This is a genomic window from Microbulbifer sp. ABF4_143 (assembly GCF_056160225.1).
Window position 1 is genome coordinate 1 of sequence record NZ_JBSWWT010000002.1, and the last position, 17,374, is coordinate 17,374.

Sequence of the window (17,374 nt, forward strand, 5' to 3'; positions counted from 1 at the left end):
AAGGCCGCACATAGAGCCAGTAACGGCTCAGCGGGGGCCCGCTCCATTGCGAAGATAGTAACGCAAGGTGGAACCCCGCTCAGCCGATACCGCGCAGGCCGCCGGATGAAACTATTGGGTTTGGAAAGCACTCAGGCTCCTTCCCATGCGTACAAAAAGGTGGAGCAGCCTCATGTCGATATTCCGAATCTGTTGGACCGGAAATTCGACGTCCAGAAACCGAATGCCGCCTGGGCCGGTGACATCACGTACATCTGGACAGGCGCTCGTTGGGCTTATCTGGCGGTGGTCCTGGACCTGTTTGCACGCAAACCCGTTGGCTGGGCATTGTCGCTGTCACCAGATGCGGAACTGGTAAAGAAGGCACTGACGATGGCCTATGAATCGCGAGGAGAGCCGGAAGGGGTAATGTTCCACTCAGATCAAGGCTGTCAGTACACCAGCCTGGGGTTTCGGCAATTGCTATGGCGTTACCAGATGACACAGAGCCTGAGCCGTCGAGGAAACTGCTGGGACAATGCGCCGACAGAGCGCTTCTTTAGGAGTTTAAAAACGGAGTGGGTGCCGGAGACTGGCTACCAGAGTTTCCCGGCTGCAAAGCAGGCCATCAATGATTACATCATCGGCTACTACAGCCAAATACGGCCACACCAGAATAACGACGGTTTACCGCCGAATGTGGCAGAAGAGAAATACTGGAATGCTCAAAAGACGGTGGCCAAAATAACTTGACCACTACAGTGAGAGCGATCTGATGCAGGAGCAGTTGGCGCAAGCTCAACAGGAACTCAAAGAAAATGCGCGTCGGCAAGCAGAGCTCGAAATTTCTCTCGCCGAGGCTCGGACCAGCTTGAGCCACTTCAAGGCGATCGCAGAGGCGAAAGACAGCAGTCCCGCAGAGGCGGAGGCTCAGACTCAGAAAAGGTCAAGATAAGGCAGCAGGCGGGCGATGTTTTTTGCGTCGTCCTCGCCGCGGTGTTGACGGCCCTCGAACTTCAGCCCAGCGGATGCGAGCGCGGCACCAAGCCCGGCGCGCCGTTTACTGCCTTTCTGTTGCTGCCACAGGGCCTTGAGATTGATATGAGGGGCGGTGAAAAATACTGGAGTAACGCCGTGCCGCTCACGCTCAACGTCAATCTGATTCAGATCGTACTGGCCCCAACTTGCCCAAGCGTCAAATCGCAGCTCGCCAATATATGCGTCTAGTCGTTGGACAGCCTCTTGATAGCCAGGAGCTTCATCCACCATGGCCTGGGTGATGCCGGTCAGAGATTGGCAGAAATCGCTGAGTTCAGGATTTAGAGTAGGCCTGACAAGCTGATGGGAGGTGCTGGTGACAGTACCCTCAATGGAGGCAAGGGCGCAGCCGAATTCGATGATCTCCATATCCTGTACGGTTTGCGGGCGGTCATCCCAACAGGTGGCTTCTAAATCAACAATAAGGATGGCTTGCAAGGGGTTCCCGTCAGTAAAAAACTTTATAAAAACAACAAGTTAACCCCATTTTGGCGAAAATTTCCAGAATCCCTGCCAACCTTCAAACAGTGTGGGCATTGGCTGCTCGCGCATAGGGATTTCTCTTCAGAAAAGAAAAGGCGACTAAAGATCGTCGCCTCAGCTTGTTGATAAACTCCAGGTCGTGTTCTAAGCGGGCACGGTGGCGAAGCACTAGTAGGTTGTTGAAAAAGGTCATCCCTGACCTTTTTCAACCCGGGTTTGCGGCGCATGTCCGCAAACCCTCAACGACAAATCAAGCACGTAAGTGCTTGATTTGCGGCCCGGCCGTCCACGACCGTCCTAGCAGGCTGTCGAAAAATACTTTTTCAACAGCCTGCTAGGACGGGTATTTCGAAACGCTGTGAATACGTCCCTGTAGGCTCCGTCGCCGACGGTTCGATATACCCGCCCTAGGGAGCCTCTGAAAGCCAGAGACATTACGGACTTAATCAGAGGTTCCCTAGTACTTCGCCTTCAATTCCGACTGCAGGACTTTGTCAGCAACCTGAGGTGGCGAAAGACCGCCGCTTACCAGTGTAAGTGCGCCGATAGAAATTACACGAGCTGCGCTATGCGCTCGCGGGCCGCACCCAGTGCGTTTTCCCTGGACTCGTCGCCGATGGCCAGGCCCTCGGCGTGGACGATTTCGACATCGGTGATACCGATAAAGCCGAGGAACTGGCGCACGAATTGGGTCTGCCCGTGATCCTCGCCGTACTGGCCGCCGCGGGTGATAAACACCACCGCCTTCTTGCCTTTCAGCAGGCCCTCGGGACCGTCCGGCGTGTAGCGGAAGGTCACGCCGGCGCGGGCGATATGGTCGAAGTAGGCGCGCAGTGTCGACGGGACGCCGAAGTTGTACATCGGAATGCCGAGTACCAGGGTGTCGGCGTCGGCGATCTCTTCGATCAATGCATCGGAATAGCCGACGACGGCCCTCTGTTCCGGGGTGCGCTCCGCCTCCGGGGTGTTAAAGGACTGGAAGCGCGCCAGGTCCAGGTGGGGCACCGGCTCCGCCGCCAGATCGCGCCTGACGACCTGTCCGTCCGGATGGCGCGCCAGCCACTGTTCGACGAACTGCTCCGCCAGCTGCGAGGAGGCGCCGTCGTTCTGGAAGATGCTGGTCTGGATCTTGAGTAGCTTTGCCATGGAATACCTCCGCTCGGGCTTGTGTTCAGATGCGGCGATTAAAGCATTGAATTATCCGATTAAAAATTATAAAAATACGCTCAAACCTATCTATTGGGTCGATAATATGGGCGCTAATGGCAGTATCGAGCCGGCACCGCGGATCAGCCTCGAGCAGTGGCGCTGTCTGGTGGCGGTGGTGGAGGAGGGCGGCTACGCCCAGGCCGCGGAGCGGTTGCACAAGAGCCAGTCGTCGGTCAGCTACGCGGTGCAGAAGCTGGAGTCGGTGCTGGATATCGAGGCGTTCGCACTCGAGGGGCGCAAGGCGGTACTGACGCCGGCCGGGGAGATGCTGTACCGGCGCGCCAAGCTGCTGCTGGAGGACGCGGCCGGCCTGGAGCAGGCCGCGCACAAGGCGTCCGCCGGCTGGGAGGCGGAGATCGCGGTCGCGGTGGAGGCGCTGTTTCCGACCTGGCTGCTGCTCGACTGCCTGAACCGCTTCGGCGACGAGAGCCCGCAGACCCGCATAGAGCTGTATGAGACGGTGATCGGCGGCGCGCCGGAAGCGCTGCGGCAGGGGCGCGTGGATCTGGCGATCACCCCCCATATCCCCACCGGTTTCAACGGCGAGCTGCTGCCCAGGCAGGCGCGCGCCATCCCGGTCGCACACCCGGATCACCCGCTGCACCGGCTCGGGCGCGAGGTCACGCTGCGCGACCTGCGCCAGCACCGGCACCTGGTGGTGCGCGACTCCAGCTCCCAGCGCACCAGCCGCACCGTCACGGTGGATGTGGCGCAGCGCTGGACGGTGACCAATATGGCCACCTCCATCGGTGCCGTCTGCCGCGGCTACGGCTTCGCCTGGCTGCCGGAGGAGAAGATCCGCGCGGAACTGGAGGCGGGCATACTGAAGCCGCTGCCGCTGCGCGGCGGCAGCGAGCGCAGGATCCCGATGTACCTGATTTTCGCCGAGCGCGAGGCGCCAGGCCCCGGGGTGCGGCGGCTGGCGGAGATCATCCGCGAACAGATGCAGTCGATGTGCAGCGAGGGCGGCTGAATGGCAGGGCCTATTCTTTCTCTGCAGCCGGTTTGGCGCGTGTCTTCTCGTGCCAGAAGTTGAAGAAATCCTCGGTCACCCGCTGCTCTATCTCGTGGGCCTCCTCGCGCGGGCAGAAGACGGTGACCGTCAGCACATCGTGCCCCAGTTCGTTGGTGGCGATGGTGACCTCCGCATCGGGCCCCGACAGTTCCACCCCCATCCGATGCTCGATCAGCTTGCAGTAGCGCTCCGCCACTTCGCGGAATGACTCGCAGTGCTCGCGCACCCGCTCGGTGATAAATTGCTTCGCCTCAAACGGGTTTACGCCCTTGCTTTCCCGCACAATGGAAAAACTGTGCTCGATATAGCGGCGCATAAAATTCAGGTTCTTGACCGGCTGGGTGAAGAAGGCGCTGTTGGGGATGTACAGGGTCGCGCCGGTATAGCCGTTGCCGAGACCGTGCGGATCTATCTCCAGCAGGGTGGTGCTGAGCCAGTCGCTGTCGATGACCTCGCCGAACTTGTCGCCTATCTTGACCCAGTCGCCGACCGCAAAGGAGCGCATGCCGGCCTGGAAGACGCCGCCGACGAAGCACTGCACAAACTCGCGCAGCGCGATCACAATTGCCACGGAGAAGGCGGCGATGGACAGCGCGAACTCGCGCAGCTCCGCGATCCAGATGGCAATCACGCCGATTACCAACAGCAGGTTGCCGATATTGTGCACCGTGTTGATACGGCGCCGCTTGTCCGCCTTGGCCCAGCTGCTGCGGGCGATGGCAAACGATATCAGCCAGCGCAGAAACAGGACTGCGGCGATGACACATAAAGTAAGAACGAGTTTGTTGTCGAGGACCCGGTCCAGAATTTCTGATCCCATGCGTTGGAAGACCACTGTTGCCGTTGAGGTGAATTCCGCGCGCTCCGCAAGCTTAGCCGACCACGCTCCCCGGCCGGGGGCGGCTGAAGCATGGGGGTATGTGCGCTGCGATTTGCGGCGACACTGTAGCTTTTCGCGGCGGGGAATGTAAGTGGGGCCGGGCGCTATTGTCGCCGACCCGGCGACCTTAGCCGGCGACCTTAGCCGGCGGGCCTAGAAGGAGCGGGCGAGGAAGGTCGATTTCTTCTCTGCGGAGACAGCGCCGCCGCTGAAGTGAAAGGTAAGCTCCGCACTCGACCGCTTCGATCCGCGGCTGCAGACCCGGTAGGGCAGCCAGCTGGCGTTGTTCTCCGCCAGGTCGATCCGGCCGGGGCCGAACAGCGTATAGTCCCCGTCGGCGGAAACCGACACATCGACAAAGCGCTGCTCCTCGACAAATCCCTCCACCTTGATGCGATAGTTGTTGCACACCGTCTGTTCGTCCAGGCGCGTGAACAGCGCGCTGCGATCGCGCCGGATCTCCACCAGCAATTTGGTGGTGCCGGTAAATCCGTAGAGCACCGCGGCGAAGGCGCAGGCCATCACGGCGCCATAGCCGGCCAGCCGGGGGCGAAGGAAGCGGCTGGCCCCGCCCAGCAGCTCGACTTCGGAGGCGAAGCGGATCAGACCTGTGGGGCGATCAACTTTCCGCATCACGCCGTCGCAGGCATCGATACAGGCGCCGCAGTCGATACAGGCGGCCTGTAGGCCGTCGCGGATATCGATACCGACCGGGCACACCTGTACGCACAGGCCGCAGTCGATGCAGTCACCGCTGTCCGCACCGCCTTTGCGCCGGTTCGCGCGGGGTTCTCCGCGGCGGGCGTCGTAACTGACGGTGCGCGTGTCCCGGTCGAACATGACGCTCTGGAAGCGCGAGTAGGGGCAGGCGTGCAGGCAGATCTTCTCGCGCACCAGCCCGGCGTTGGCGTAAGTCAGGCCCGCCATGATCGCCAGCCAGGCGGCAACGGGCGCGGACAGCTGCAGCTGTAGCGCGTCCGCGATCAGTTCGCGGATGGGAATGAAATAGCCGGTGAAGGTGACCGCGGTGGCGAGGGCCAGCAGTAGCCACAGCAGGTGCTTGGCGATCCGGCCGAGGAGCCGCCGTCCGCTCAGCGGGCGCCCCTCCTGCGCGGCCCTTCTGTGCGCTTTGCCCTCGGTCAGGTCCTCGATGCGGATAAACAGCCAGGTCCATATGCTCTGCGGACAGGCGAAGCCGCACCAGATGCGCCCCCAGGCGACGGAGAGAAAGAACAGCAGGCTGGCCGCGGCGATCAGCAGGCCGGCCAGCAGCGACAGATCGCGCCAGGACAGCGCGCTGCCAAACAGGATGATGCGGCGCTGCTCAAACGAAAACAGCAGCCACGGCTGACCGTCGAACTGCACCCAGACGAGGCCGAAGAACAGGGCCATCAGTGGCCAGCTGATCAGGCGCCGCAGGTTCTGGAAGCGGCCCTCGATGAGCCGCACGTGAAACTTGCCGTCGCGCGCGGGAGCGGGCGGGTCGACAGGTACAACGGGAATTTTTTCCATGGTGGCGCAATCCGCTAGACATCTGACGGGCGGCAGATTACGCCAGCGGCGCCAATAGGGTCAGGCATAAAAAAAATAAATATAATAGGTACAGATTTGGTGTGGGGGAGAAAACGGTGGCCGCGGAATTTCGCTACCAGCAGCTGGAAGCCTGGCTGCTGCAGGGTATCAGGGCGCGGCGCTGGCGCCCGGGGGAGCGCTTGCCGTCCATCCGCTCTCTGTGCCGGGAACTGTCGGTTTCGAAGGCCACGGTGCAGCACGCGCTGCAGAGGCTCGAGGCGCAGGGGCTGGTGGAGGCCCGCCCGAAGGCGGGCCATTTCGTGCGCCCGCAGGCCGCCGCAGTCAGGCAGCCGCGCGGCCGGGCGCGGGTCGCGGCGCCGGCGCCGGTGACCGTCAGCGAGCTGTTGCAGGACATTATGGGCAGAAGCGCGGCCTTCGACCTGTTGCCCGACCTGGAGGCCGGAGATCTCCCGCCCGGTATCGTCGCGTTGAACCGCGCCATCGCCCGCTCACTCAGGCGCCAGAAGGGCGATACCTTCCAGTACTACGACGACCCCGCCGGCGACCGCGGACTGCGCGAGCAGCTGGCGATACACCTGTCCCGGCGCGGCTGGGCGGCCGAGCCGGAGCGGCTGTGCATCACCTCCGGGTGTCAGCACGCGCTGTTTCTGGCCCTGATGGCCTGCTGTCAGCGCGGCGACGTGGTCGCCGTCGAGTCCCCCGGCTTCTAGGCTATTTGACTAAATCGAGAGAAATGTTGCGTAATAAACCGCTAACCTATTGATTTATATGAATTCGCTCGGTGTAAATTTGACTCATGGCTTTTAGGTGGAATGCGGCTATGAGAATCATTCTCACATGTGGCGTCATCAAATTCTCGTCCTAAATGCTCGCGCCACTGACCGAGGCTTCCGAGGATTCGATCTCCATCTGTAGATGGAGATGATCCAAAAGGGCTATACCCCCGCTGCTCAGTACCAGCCGTTCTTTCCCGTTCCAGTGCGCCAGTTTGCGCGCGATCAACACGTTCTCTAGTTCTTTGGCAAAGCTGTTACGTAATCCCACAGCCCGCATGATGTGCTGATATTCTTCGTTCTCCCCAATCCTTTCCAGGTGCTCTTTACCGAGGCCTGCTGTGTACTCCGTCAAGATAGACGTCAACAGTGGTATTTGTGTCGTTCCTCGCACCAGGATTACTAGTATGGCCTGTATCTTCATGGCCGCATCTGAAAGTATCTCGTTTTTCCCGATTTCGTTCAGGAAGAAGCATTCCCCAAGCTCTTTCAGCTCGTATCCAATACAGCGGTACAGCAGGTCGTAATGGGGGCGGTTGTCCGAGGATGCCAGTTCGTCATACAAGGGATTGTCCACCAAGTGGCCGTCGGCTGGCGTCTTCTTGTTGATGACCCCACCGTTGATGAGCTCTTGGTAGATTCTTTGGCTTGCTCCGATATCCATAGTTACTGATTCTCCCTTGCTTGCTCTTCTCTCTTGGCTAGATATACGCGTTTGCGGTAGCGGAGTCGCATATCCTTGTGATCAATTTCGGAAAATTCCGCCGGTTGGTGCGTCTGCAGTTGGCCCTTGGCACCTAGAAAGGGCAGGGCATCAAGCAGCAGGTTAAGCCTGTATCCTGGCATGGTCGCACACAGGTATTCATGCAGCACCCGGTATGCATCTTGGTAGTCTGCATCAAAGCCGAACCCTTCCATCGCCTCCATGATCCTACTGACCGCATTGCGCTTGGCAATCTCCGCGGCGCTGGGAGGTTCTTGTACGGGCTTGCGTCCGGCCTTCGGGTGCAGCGTCTCGTTTTTAAGGCGGACCCGCAACAGCTCGTTGAACTCTGCGAGTCCCCGGGATTCGGGCCAGTTCAGTTTCGCGTTGTAGCTACGGTTGTAGCTTTTCAGTCCACCTAGTATCCGCACTGGATTGAATACCGGATCATCTGCGCGTAAAGCCCAGTTTCGCAGTTGCCCAGTCTGGCGCTCTTGGACAGCATCTTTCAGCACATTGAATAACTCTTCGGTGCGGTTGTAGCGGCGACGTTCGTCCTGCGCATACTTTATGTAGGTTTCCAGGCTGTTGGCTATTTCGCCCACATCCTGTGAGTTACCTAGAATATGCAATTGAATCCTGTTGAGCCGGGCCACGTGTTCGGTTTGATTGTGCTGCTGGAAGCGCTCGACAATCTTACGTACCAGCGCCATCGGCGCATAGCTACCGTCGAGCTCTGTGTCCAGCCGGCGTATATCCAATCGCTCATCCAGAAACTGCAGTGTCGGTGTCACATAGCGCTCGTGGATTTTCAATATGGAATCCAGCGCCTCGCGCACTTGATCGGTATGCTCAAGGTCGTTAAAAGCCTGCTCATCCACCTTGGCTGCCAGTGTCTCTGCCTGTCCTTTTAACGCGCGCACCGCGGAGCGGATGCGTGAGTCCACCCCGTGCAGGGTCTGATAGACCTGCTCGAGCATCTCATCAAACTGAGGAATTCCCACGACCCATGGGATCAGGGGGTTGCTGACCTGCTTGTAACACTGCTCAAGCTGCGCCATAAGCTGGTTTAGCTCTGCCGACGACAGCTCCCGGAGCCGGGAATTGTCCAGGTGACGCAGCATCTCCAATACGAAGTCTTTCAGACGGAAGCGGCCAGACTGGGGATCCCGGTAGTTGAGCAGTCCGCAATGCTCCAGATTGTCCAGAGACAGGGCGTCCAGTTGCTTCTGCCGCTCCACCACCTCCAGCCCGGCGACTGATTGCATCAGCAGCTTGTCGTAATCGCTGGTGGTGAACTCCATCGAGGGGTTTTTCTGATCCCGCTCTACCCGGTCCATCAATGTGAAGAACAGGTGCTTGTTCTGCAGCACCTGGATGAGCGTGATATCGACTCTGACTGGCATAGCGCGAGACCTCAGTGCGCCGTCACGACGTCGTGATCGGCTTTGGCTGTGTAAAGTGTCTCGGCCTGCCTGGAGTCGTCACTCTCACGTCCATTTAGGTTATCCAGAGGCCCGGATATCTCCTCCGTTTCCTCTTCCATGGCGGTAGGCGGTATGACGGTGAGGGATTCTTCCTCAGACAGATATACCGCATGGCATTTGCCCACCGCAGTGCCTTCAGTTAGATACTGCAGGTAGATATCGTGCCAGCGCCCAATGTGCTCGGCGATATATCCGTTGTTGTTGGGGTTGGCTACCAGCAGTACAAAGCGGTTCTGCTCCACCACTCGGCGCAGCTCCGGCAGGTTGTCCTCATCCAGACTGCCGATTTCGTCGAACACCACGGGGAGGGTGAAGGTGACGTCCTCCGGTACCAGTCTGCGCATCAGGATCGACAGCAGGACTGCATTGACCATGCCGTTGGTGCCATTGGACTGGGAGGTGGTTTCCTCCTGGCCATTGATCTCGTAGATGAAGTCGACCCCGGTGATGATCCGCTCAAGGTCCAGCTTTGCATATTGTCCCCGTGATGAAACTAAGTACTCCTGGCTAAACGCCAGCAGCCGTCGGTAAAAGGAATCACTTTTCAGATCAGTGCTGCTAACCCGGTAGTCTTTCAGTTCTCGGCGTAGAACATTGAATGCCTCTAGCGTCTCTATTTTGATTTTGACACCCGTCAAGTTGGAAATTTTCACTCCGGCCAGGGTTTCATTGATCCGCTTCTCGAAGCTCTCAATGGACACACCCATGCTATCCAGCATGCTGAGTTCGGCGCTGGTTTTGTGGTTGTGGTTGCTGATACGAACCTGGTGTTCCTGTTCCTTTTTAGCTAGATTTTCGAACTCAGAGCGCAATCTTGAAAACAGCCCGGCGAAAACCTCTGAATCCAGACTCACTTGGTGAAGGGTTTCTGGGTCCACTTCAATGATGCCGGCTTGGGCCAGCTGTCGGTATCTGCGCTCTGCTTCCTGCTGGGCGTCGCGGTATTTGGTGATAGAGCGCTGCAACGGACCATGTTCATCGGCGAGGGCGTTGTAGTCGGTGATCAACTCTCTTTCTAGAATGGTGGCTTTGACCATTTTCGGGAGTTCTGGTGCGGAGCGTTCCGTTAATCGGAGTTCTTGTTCCGTGTCGCGGACCTTGTTCTGCTGCTGCTCGAGCGCGTTCAGCTTCTCCTGCAGTTCCGCCATCGCCTGCATGATTTCATGATGGTGGGCGTTGGCTTCGGCCAGCTCTTCCTCAAGCTTCGCGATCTCGCTTTGCAGATCGAATTCTTGAGCCCGTTTTTCTTCGCGAGCTGCCATATCGCCCTCGTAGCGGTGGAGGCAGGTGAGTTCGCTTTCCATTGCAGTGATTTCTGCCTGCTTATTGGCAACCATCTCCTGTGTGAGTGGACCGCTGGATTTGATAAACCTGTTCAGCTCGGTAATCTTGTCGTCGCAGGTTTTCAGTTTCCCCGTAAGGTCCTCTTTTTCCCACTCTGCTTCTTCGCGGGCGCGGTCGGCGTCGAAGATCTTGATGGGCGTGCTGGGCAGGGGCTCACCAATGAATTCCAACTGGTCACTATTGACTTCAAACAGCAGTGAGAATTCATTGATGGCATCGATGTGCTTACTCATGGGTTCACCGGTCAGCCGCTGGAAGCCTGGGTTTAGGCTGTGTAACACGGTGGCGCTGTGAGAGGGCAGATAACCGAGTAAGGGTTTTTTGTTATCCTGGAGCTGTTCGGTGAGTTGTACCAGGCGCGTTTGGTAGCTCTTCTTATCATCCAATCGACTTTGTAAGGCCTGGTTGGCTTCCTCCCGCGACTTCAGAGCAGTGAGTTCCTCCCTGGTTTCAGACAAGACGTCGTTGAGATAACTGATGATTTGCGACAGCTCTGTGGTCTTACACACCAAGCTGGTTTGCTTTATAGCCTCCTCGGAAGTTACTATGCGCCTATCTATCGACTTCAGGTCATTTCTGACTGTGCTAAGGCTGGATTTTCGGCCAGTCAGAGATTCGCTCACAGCCTTGCGCGCGGACTTGGCACCATTCAGCTGTCCTTCGAGCCCGGTTTTTTCGCCATTGAGTTGTTCCTGCTTTGGTGCTTGGCCTTCTTTTATGGCCTGAATAGACTCTTTCAGCACCCAGTATTTCCGGTGTGCCTTGATGCGTTCCGATTGGTAGGTGCCTTCTGAGGACTTCAGGACTTTCCAGTGATCCATGTTGTTCTTGATGGCCTGGATCAAATCTGCTTCTCGGCGCAGTTGTTCTCTCTCTTCGTGAATACCTTTGATATCGATATTGATGGATTTTTTGTTGATGGAGATTTCACTGTCGATGATATTGGCCATCGCCAGGGGCAGGTTGGCGGTGTCGGCACCTTTGATGTCGAAGGAAAGCTGCAGCATGGCCTTGATGGACTTGAGTAGTGATGGTCCGGGAGGCTGTACTGTGGGGACGATGCAGAAACGAGTTTCGGGGCGTGCCGGATTGACGCGAGTGAACATCGCGGTACGGATACTCTCCGAGTCCGTGAACAGCCGGCCGCCGAGATCAAGCAGGCTTTTGGTGACCTCTGCCAGTGACAGTCCTGGGGGATGCTGTCCCAACCCCTGATTGGCAGAGGAATTGTAATCCCAGAACAGGTGACGAATGGCTTCATACGGGTGCGGGACGTTGATCCGACCGTAACCTAACTCCTCTCTGCTTTGGTGTAGGACGATGCAGAACTGCCCGTGTACGTTCTCTGCTTCCAGGATCAAGAAAGATGCATCGCAGGGAAAGTAGTAGTTGTAACTCTCAATACCGGTATATACCTTACCAGCAGATTTGAACTCGAACTTTTTCTCACAGTTTCGGAAGTTCACCTCTGGCAGCAGGAACAGCTTCAGGGCGTTCAACGCGGAGGTCTTGCCCTTGTTGTTCTTGGATAGGAGGGCAGAGCTCTCGTCAATGGGGATTTCCACATAGGCGCAACTGCCTGAATTGACCAGAATCAGTTTCTTCAGACGGTAGATGTCGCCTTCGTCCAGCAGAGTGAGGGTGTTATCCATGGATTCTTTCCAGATAGGTTTCCTGTTCCAGTTTCTTGCCTTTGGTGTACATGCAGGTTAATAGCGGTGCCAACTCCGGGTGCTTGGCTCTGGCAAGGTGTATGGCGCTACGCTCATCTTGTGTCAGGTGCCACCGGGAGCGTTCGAGGTATTGCTCAAAGTTGCTGGGTGCCAGGAAGCGGGGCGTCATGTCCGCCGGCCCCAGCAGGCTTTTGAGATTTGCGTAGGTCTTTATCCCTCCCATATCGAGATCAAAGAGGGTGTAAACATTTCTGAATTGTCGGTAGTAGGGAAGGTTGCAGGCTTTGGCCGCAGCGTTTCCAGCACCAAAGGCCAGTACCAGCTGTTCGGGCTGGTCCTCTATATCGCAATCTGCAGTGATCAGATCGAGGGTTTCCCGGTACCGGAGAAAGTTCTGCAGGTTTTCCACGATAACCAGGCTGGTATTTTCCGGCGGCGGAGGCGACCAGCGTCTACCGTCCCAGCTCACTGCGACTTCGGGCCTTTGCCATGGGTGATACTGAATCATCAGAGCATTACCTTCCACAGACTGGCTGTGAGATTTACCGGTGTGGGAGGCAGATACACGATCTGTGATCGGAGTAGGGGAGGGGAATTGGGATTCGATGTCGGTAAACAAGGACTCGTCGACGATTCGGACTTGGGTTCTCTGTGCCAGCGGGGATTCAGGAGCCAGGCAGAGAATCAATGTACCCGGGGGAATGCCATTTTTTGACATGGCATTGAGGAGCCGGCGCCAATCTATTGGGGTGCCAGCTCTGATTGCGCTCAGGAACTCGTGGGGTTTGCGCATTTTTTAGGCATTCCTGGGGCTGTTTGAATAGAAGTCACATTCTAAACAGCGATCAAATGATTCGCTAGTAATAAAACATACAGTTCTTTATGATAGCTACGATCATATGATATAGAATCGAGCTATGCTTGAATTGTCACAACATGCACTGAAGCGGTTACGTCTGATAGACCTATATTTGGCGTTTTCAGGTCGTGTCACCCGCGGAGATCTCATTGCGCACTTTGATGTGGGTACCGCAACGGCCAGCCGAACGTTTAAGGAGTATCGCGATCGATATCCTGACAATCTTACGTATTCCGTCAACGAGCGAAGGTATCTGGCTGCCCCTATGTTCAGACCGGCTTTTGAACATGATGTGGATAGGGCCCTTTCCCTTCTGGCTTATGGAGTGGATTATCACGAGATTGCCGGGGTCAGATTTGGCGCCCATGTTCCGACCAATCTCACCGCACCGCTGGACCCATTTGCTGTCAGCGCTATCACGCGCGCCCTAGTATCTGGTACTGGGGTGGACGCGGCTTATGCCTCTGGCAGCTCCGGGGAAACCTACCGGACCCTCTTTCCTACCTCATTATTTCAGGGGGGCGGGGCCTGGTATTTCCGGGCTTTTGACCCGGAGAAAGATGGGTATCGCACATTCCGTTTCAGTCGTGTCAGCTCAGCAGAACCTTCTAGGCGCGATTGTAGTGGTGATCGGATAGCGCCTGATCCTGAATGGGCTCAGCAGGTGACCGTCACAGTAGCCCCTCATCCATCGAGAGAAAATCAGGTTGCGCTAAGGGAGGACCTTGGCCTCTCCGACAAGCCTGTAAAGAACATCATGATCAATGCGGCGGTGTGTGGTTTTGTGTTGACGGATTTACGGGTGGATTGCTCCTTGGGCGGGGACATGAATGCGCTTGAATATCCCTTGCGGCTGATGAACCGCCATGAGCTGATGGGTATTGGCAGCATGGCCATTGCGCCTGGTTTTCGGCAGGACTGAATTCAGTGAATCGTCTTAATAAAAATGTCCCTTGACGTGTTCTGGGAAGGTGGTGTCAAAGCCGCCGTCCAGATTTCGTAGTGATAATCGTTCTCAAATGCACCAGCTCACCGGCCATTGCGCTTTGCGGTTAATTTTTGAACGATCTTTGATGGCTGGGGGTAGCTGGTGGGCTGAGAAGAATCTATATCTTTTTAGCGCTCTTAAGGGAGCTAATCAGAACATCTAACCCTTCGTGGGGGTCAGCATTCAGGACCGCGCAGTACTCCACGAAATCAACGATATCGATCTTCTTACGTTCCTGTTCGATCTTGCCGATGATCGAATGGTGACGGCCGAGCATCCCGGCCGCGGCACGGATAGAAAGCCCCCGCTCTTCGCGTTGTTGCTTGAGCCACTTGCGGAGCTTGTCAGCATCGGGTGAATAGGGGGAGGACTTCATTGTCTCGATAGTAGAGACGAAGTACAATGGCGCGAAATTCGAGACAGCTAGATGTACTATGAAAGCTTTGAGGGTAAAGCCCGAACTCGTCTCACTACTGAAGACCGGGAACTTTGATACCTTTTCTGTACCCCGTTTTAGGGATGCCTACCAGGAACTGGTAGGTGAAGCTTCCAAACCCAAGAAAGTGGTCAGCCAGTTGGTCAAGCGGCACTTGCGCAAGCTGGAAGAGCGGGGAGTCCTGGAACGGATCAATACCGGTAAGCCCCATCCGATCGAGTATCGGATAAAGGATCTCACCCAGCTGGATCCGGTACCTTCCGTTCCAATGAATCTGGATGCTAGGCCCGAACGGGCTGACGAGCCACTGTCCGGCGAGGTAGTTCGTACGCTCAAAGTGAAGTTGAACAAATATCGAACAGATATGCTTTCGGCAACGGGCGCGCTCGAAGAGTATGAGGCAATCGTTCAGGCTCAGCCCGGCCTAAAAGGGGCGATCCAGAAGAAGTATGATCAAACTCGTGAGGAATATGCCAAAACTCTCGGTAAAGTGAGAGCTCTCGAGTCCCTGATCGACCTCCAGCCTAGTCCTTACTCGCTATGAACTTACGCCGTTGGCAGGCCGAGAGCATCTCTCGGGCCTATGCACAGTATTGCTCAGATATTCGCCACTTCATGTGCCTGGCCACTCCTGGGGCAGGGAAAACAATTATGGCGGCTTTGTTGGCCAAGCGGCTGTTTAAAGCCGGAATGATCGACATGGTGTTGTGTTTTTCCCCTGCGATCGTCGTGGCTGAGGATTTTCGGAAGGAGCTGGAAGTACGGACAGGTAAAAGACTGAATGGGCGGCTCGGCGCCGATGGTTGCTCTTTGACCTATCAGGCCATGAGCTCTTTGGATGCTTCCTTTTGGGAAATTCTGGAGAATTATCGAGTCTTCGTGATATTTGACGAAATCCACCATTGCGCGGCCACGGAGGAAGGTAAAAGCAATAGCTGGGGAGAAACCATTTATCGCCATATCCGCGGAAAGTCAGCTTATTCGTTAGCGCTCACTGGCACACCGTGGAGGTCTGACAATATCCCTATCGTACTAGCGGACTACTGCAGGGAATCCGGCAAGGTACATTGCGACTACCGTTATGGATTGGGCCAAGCCATTACCGACGGCGTTTGCCGAGAGCCAAGTATCACCGCTGTCGACAATTCACAAATCTGGGTCACTGAAGGCGCGGAGACCCATTGCTACCGCTCCTTCAAAGAGCTGTTATCGCAGTCAGATTGCAGTTACCAGGATCTCTTGGATAACGATGTCCTGATTACGGAAGTCCTGCGCCGAGCGACGCGTAAACTCGATAGTCTGAGGAAAAGAACTCCAAATGCCGGGGGACTGATAGTCGCGACCTCCGTTTCTCATGCACGGAAAATCGCGCATCTACTGCACGCGGAGTTCAATGAAGCTGCCGAGATCGCCACTTACGCCGAGGACAACCCGCCAGCAACCATCCGCCAGTTCCGCAATAGCACCAGCAAATGGATTATTTCTGTTGGGATGATCAGCGAGGGCACCAATCTGCCGCGACTGCAGGTCTGTTGCTATCTGACGCGCGTTAAGACAGAACTCTATTTCCGCCAGGTGTTGGGGCGCATTCTTCGCGCTACGGGGCAGGAGGGCGAGAAAGGCTATCTATTGATGCCCGCTGAACCGACCCTGATCGAGTATGCCCTGCGCGTATCGGAGGATATTCCCGAAACCAACATTCTGACATTCGAATCGATAGAACCCGCAACCGAGGTCGATGTTGGTTCGAGTTCATCCTCAGATGAGCAAGAGAGGGAGTGGTCAAATACCAGCCCAGCGATCGATATCAGCACCGGCTCTGCTGGTGGAGAAAGCGTCCCTGAAGAGCTAGCCGGTACCCAATCGGCGCTAGCGCAGTCCTACGAAGCCTGTATAAATATTTCTGGGTACTTCGTACAGAAATTGCTGGAGATAAGCGGAACTGATCTTGGTGGTCGCGGCTCTCCATCTGGCAGATTACAGGCTCCCCTGTAAATTTGCGATGGCGAGATTTCAGGTTGAGAGCAGGGGAGTTGACGTGCGTTTGATGCAGGAAGGCGTTTCATAACTTGGGGAAGAGAATTCTTCGGTCAGCCTGGCTAAGGCTACCCGGTTCCAGGCGAGCCACGTCTGATCCTACTCCGATACCCCCTTTGTCTCGAGATTGTGACCACCGCGTTATCAGAGGTAATATAGTGCCCAAACGACACTATATGAGCTCTGAATGAACGAGGAAGAGTACCTACAAGGCTATGACAAGGGGGCATTCGAGGCCCCTTTGCTCACGGTGGACGCAGTGCTGTTCACCTACCATCAAGACGAGCTGAAGGTGCTTCTGGTGGAGCGCTTCAACCACCCGCAGAAAGGGAGGTGGGCCCTGCCAGGAGGCTTCGTCGCAGAGGACGCCGATAAGACCCTGGAGGATACAGTCGTCCGCAAACTCAAGGAAAAGACTGGAGTAGAGCCCCCCTATGTCGAGCAGCTGTATACCTTCGGCGGCGACGACAGGGACAAGCGCGGCTGGTCGGTTACCGTCTGCTATACCGCCCTGATCGCCCACCAGGACTGCCAGACTCATATTGATACGGTTTCCGACGTAGCCTGGGTGAAGGTCGCCCGCGCGGAGAAGATGGATCTGGCGTTCGATCATAGCAAGATCTTGCGCTACGCCCAGGAGCGTCTTCGCCAGAAGGCCCTGTATAGCATCGTACCCGCCTATGCGCTGCCCAAAAAATTCACTCTGCCGGAGTTGCAGCGAGTGCATGAGGCGATCCTCGGCAAACCACTGCAGAAGAAGTCCTTCCGGCGCCGGATCGAGCAGGCGGACCTGCTGATCGATACCGGAGAGAAGCGTTCGGAGGGCGGACGGCCGGCGACGCTCTACCGGATGCGGGCGAAGTCCGGGGACTACACCTTCGTGCGCAATCTGGAACAGTAGTCGCCGCAATCGGTGGCCCGACGGTAAGAGGTAAAC

The 17,374-nt window shown here is 56.7% G+C and carries 16 protein-coding genes; 7 read left to right on the forward strand and 9 right to left on the reverse strand.

Annotation, left to right across the window (positions count from 1 at the left end):
* Window positions 1–732, forward strand: a 732-nt coding sequence (locus ACXAF3_RS01705; protein WP_475110580.1) for an IS3 family transposase, incomplete at its 5' end; no start/stop codon positions are given.
* Window positions 733–915: 183 nt separating this feature from the next.
* On the opposite strand, the gene ACXAF3_RS01710 is transcribed toward ACXAF3_RS01705, so the two are convergent.
* Both ACXAF3_RS01710 and ACXAF3_RS01715 read right to left on the reverse strand, forming a co-directional pair.
* A complete protein-coding gene (locus ACXAF3_RS01710) occupies window positions 916–1,455 on the reverse strand; it encodes a 3'-5' exonuclease (protein WP_475110581.1) in 540 nt (179 codons plus the stop codon).
* 597 nt (window positions 1,456–2,052) lie between these two features.
* Window positions 2,053–2,646: an FMN-dependent NADH-azoreductase gene (locus tag ACXAF3_RS01715; protein WP_475110582.1), complete on the reverse strand. Its 594-nt coding sequence runs from the start codon at window positions 2,644–2,646 to the stop codon at window positions 2,053–2,055.
* A 106-nt stretch (window positions 2,647–2,752) separates the two neighbouring features.
* Here ACXAF3_RS01715 and ACXAF3_RS01720 point away from each other — a divergent pair, with 106 nt between their 5' ends.
* Window positions 2,753–3,682, forward strand: a complete 930-nt coding sequence (locus ACXAF3_RS01720; RefSeq protein WP_475110583.1) for a LysR family transcriptional regulator — start codon at window positions 2,753–2,755, stop codon at window positions 3,680–3,682.
* Between the two features lie 10 nt (window positions 3,683–3,692).
* Here ACXAF3_RS01720 and ACXAF3_RS01725 read toward each other — a convergent pair whose 3' ends face one another.
* Both ACXAF3_RS01725 and ccoG read right to left on the reverse strand, forming a co-directional pair.
* The gene (locus tag ACXAF3_RS01725; protein ID WP_475110584.1) at window positions 3,693–4,544 is read right to left on the reverse strand and encodes a mechanosensitive ion channel family protein; all 852 of its coding nucleotides are present in this window, start codon (window positions 4,542–4,544) and stop codon (window positions 3,693–3,695) included.
* A 213-nt stretch (window positions 4,545–4,757) separates the two neighbouring features.
* Entirely contained in the window at window positions 4,758–6,116 is a 1,359-nt protein-coding gene (ccoG, locus tag ACXAF3_RS01730; protein WP_475110585.1) for a cytochrome c oxidase accessory protein CcoG, read from the reverse strand.
* A 116-nt stretch (window positions 6,117–6,232) separates the two neighbouring features.
* On the opposite strand from ccoG, the gene ACXAF3_RS01735 reads away from it, so the two are divergent.
* Window positions 6,233–6,847: an aminotransferase class I/II-fold pyridoxal phosphate-dependent enzyme gene (locus ACXAF3_RS01735; RefSeq protein ID WP_475110586.1), complete on the forward strand. Its 615-nt coding sequence runs from the start codon at window positions 6,233–6,235 to the stop codon at window positions 6,845–6,847.
* A gap of 151 nt (window positions 6,848–6,998) precedes the next feature.
* On the opposite strand, the gene ACXAF3_RS01740 is transcribed toward ACXAF3_RS01735, so the two are convergent.
* From ACXAF3_RS01740 to ACXAF3_RS01755, 4 genes are read right to left on the reverse strand one after another with little or no spacing between them, the layout of a single operon-like run.
* Window positions 6,999–7,574 carry a condensin complex protein MksE gene (locus ACXAF3_RS01740; protein WP_323844371.1) on the reverse strand — a complete coding sequence of 192 codons (576 nt, stop codon included), beginning with the start codon at window positions 7,572–7,574 and terminating at the stop codon, window positions 6,999–7,001.
* A 2-nt stretch (window positions 7,575–7,576) separates the two neighbouring features.
* Window positions 7,577–9,019 carry a hypothetical protein gene (locus ACXAF3_RS01745; protein WP_475110587.1) on the reverse strand — a complete coding sequence of 481 codons (1,443 nt, stop codon included), beginning with the start codon at window positions 9,017–9,019 and terminating at the stop codon, window positions 7,577–7,579.
* Window positions 9,020–9,030: 11 nt separating this feature from the next.
* Window positions 9,031–12,096, reverse strand: coding sequence for a hypothetical protein (locus ACXAF3_RS01750; protein ID WP_475110588.1), 3,066 nt, complete (start codon window positions 12,094–12,096; stop codon window positions 9,031–9,033).
* On the reverse strand, window positions 12,089–12,910 hold the full coding sequence (locus tag ACXAF3_RS01755; protein WP_475110589.1) for a Wadjet anti-phage system protein JetD domain-containing protein: 822 nt from the start codon (window positions 12,908–12,910) through the stop codon (window positions 12,089–12,091). Before ACXAF3_RS01755 ends, ACXAF3_RS01750 begins: the two co-directional genes overlap by 8 nt.
* A 124-nt stretch (window positions 12,911–13,034) precedes the next feature.
* On the opposite strand from ACXAF3_RS01755, the gene ACXAF3_RS01760 reads away from it, so the two are divergent.
* The gene (locus ACXAF3_RS01760) at window positions 13,035–13,898 is read left to right on the forward strand and encodes a helix-turn-helix transcriptional regulator (RefSeq protein WP_475110590.1); all 864 of its coding nucleotides are present in this window, start codon (window positions 13,035–13,037) and stop codon (window positions 13,896–13,898) included.
* A gap of 184 nt (window positions 13,899–14,082) precedes the next feature.
* Here the strand turns inward: ACXAF3_RS01760 and ACXAF3_RS01765 are convergent, their stop codons facing one another.
* Window positions 14,083–14,340, reverse strand: a complete 258-nt coding sequence (locus ACXAF3_RS01765; RefSeq protein ID WP_323844366.1) for a helix-turn-helix domain-containing protein — start codon at window positions 14,338–14,340, stop codon at window positions 14,083–14,085.
* Between the two features lie 58 nt (window positions 14,341–14,398).
* Between ACXAF3_RS01765 and ACXAF3_RS01770 the strand changes: the two genes are divergently transcribed.
* From ACXAF3_RS01770 to ACXAF3_RS01780, 3 genes are all read left to right on the forward strand, one after another.
* The gene (locus tag ACXAF3_RS01770; protein WP_475110591.1) at window positions 14,399–14,944 is read left to right on the forward strand and encodes a hypothetical protein; all 546 of its coding nucleotides are present in this window, start codon (window positions 14,399–14,401) and stop codon (window positions 14,942–14,944) included.
* Window positions 14,941–16,395, forward strand: coding sequence for a DEAD/DEAH box helicase (locus ACXAF3_RS01775; RefSeq protein WP_475110592.1), 1,455 nt, complete (start codon window positions 14,941–14,943; stop codon window positions 16,393–16,395). The genes ACXAF3_RS01770 and ACXAF3_RS01775 overlap by 4 nt, the downstream gene beginning before the upstream one ends.
* 229 nt (window positions 16,396–16,624) lie before the next feature.
* Window positions 16,625–17,338, forward strand: a complete 714-nt coding sequence (locus ACXAF3_RS01780; protein WP_475110593.1) for an NUDIX hydrolase — start codon at window positions 16,625–16,627, stop codon at window positions 17,336–17,338.
* Window positions 17,339–17,374 lie beyond the last annotated feature (36 nt).

What these genes read in the sequence shown, in the direction of transcription:
- ACXAF3_RS01725 (WP_475110584.1), bottom strand. Translation starts at nt 4,544, where the DNA reads ATGGGATCAGAAATTCTGGACCGGGTCCTCGACAACAAACTCGTTCTT.
- ACXAF3_RS01780 (WP_475110593.1), top strand. Translation starts at nt 16,625, where the DNA reads ATGAACGAGGAAGAGTACCTACAAGGCTATGACAAGGGGGCATTCGAG.
- ACXAF3_RS01740 (WP_323844371.1), bottom strand. Translation starts at nt 7,574, where the DNA reads ATGGATATCGGAGCAAGCCAAAGAATCTACCAAGAGCTCATCAACGGT.
- ACXAF3_RS01755 (WP_475110589.1), bottom strand. Translation starts at nt 12,910, where the DNA reads ATGCGCAAACCCCACGAGTTCCTGAGCGCAATCAGAGCTGGCACCCCA.
- ACXAF3_RS01760 (WP_475110590.1), top strand. Translation starts at nt 13,035, where the DNA reads ATGCTTGAATTGTCACAACATGCACTGAAGCGGTTACGTCTGATAGAC.
- ACXAF3_RS01765 (WP_323844366.1), bottom strand. Translation starts at nt 14,340, where the DNA reads ATGAAGTCCTCCCCCTATTCACCCGATGCTGACAAGCTCCGCAAGTGG.
- ACXAF3_RS01720 (WP_475110583.1), top strand. Translation starts at nt 2,753, where the DNA reads ATGGGCGCTAATGGCAGTATCGAGCCGGCACCGCGGATCAGCCTCGAG.
- ccoG (WP_475110585.1), bottom strand. Translation starts at nt 6,116, where the DNA reads ATGGAAAAAATTCCCGTTGTACCTGTCGACCCGCCCGCTCCCGCGCGC.
- ACXAF3_RS01770 (WP_475110591.1), top strand. Translation starts at nt 14,399, where the DNA reads ATGAAAGCTTTGAGGGTAAAGCCCGAACTCGTCTCACTACTGAAGACC.
- ACXAF3_RS01750 (WP_475110588.1), bottom strand. Translation starts at nt 12,096, where the DNA reads ATGGATAACACCCTCACTCTGCTGGACGAAGGCGACATCTACCGTCTG.
- ACXAF3_RS01745 (WP_475110587.1), bottom strand. Translation starts at nt 9,019, where the DNA reads ATGCCAGTCAGAGTCGATATCACGCTCATCCAGGTGCTGCAGAACAAG.
- ACXAF3_RS01775 (WP_475110592.1), top strand. Translation starts at nt 14,941, where the DNA reads ATGAACTTACGCCGTTGGCAGGCCGAGAGCATCTCTCGGGCCTATGCA.
- ACXAF3_RS01715 (WP_475110582.1), bottom strand. Translation starts at nt 2,646, where the DNA reads ATGGCAAAGCTACTCAAGATCCAGACCAGCATCTTCCAGAACGACGGC.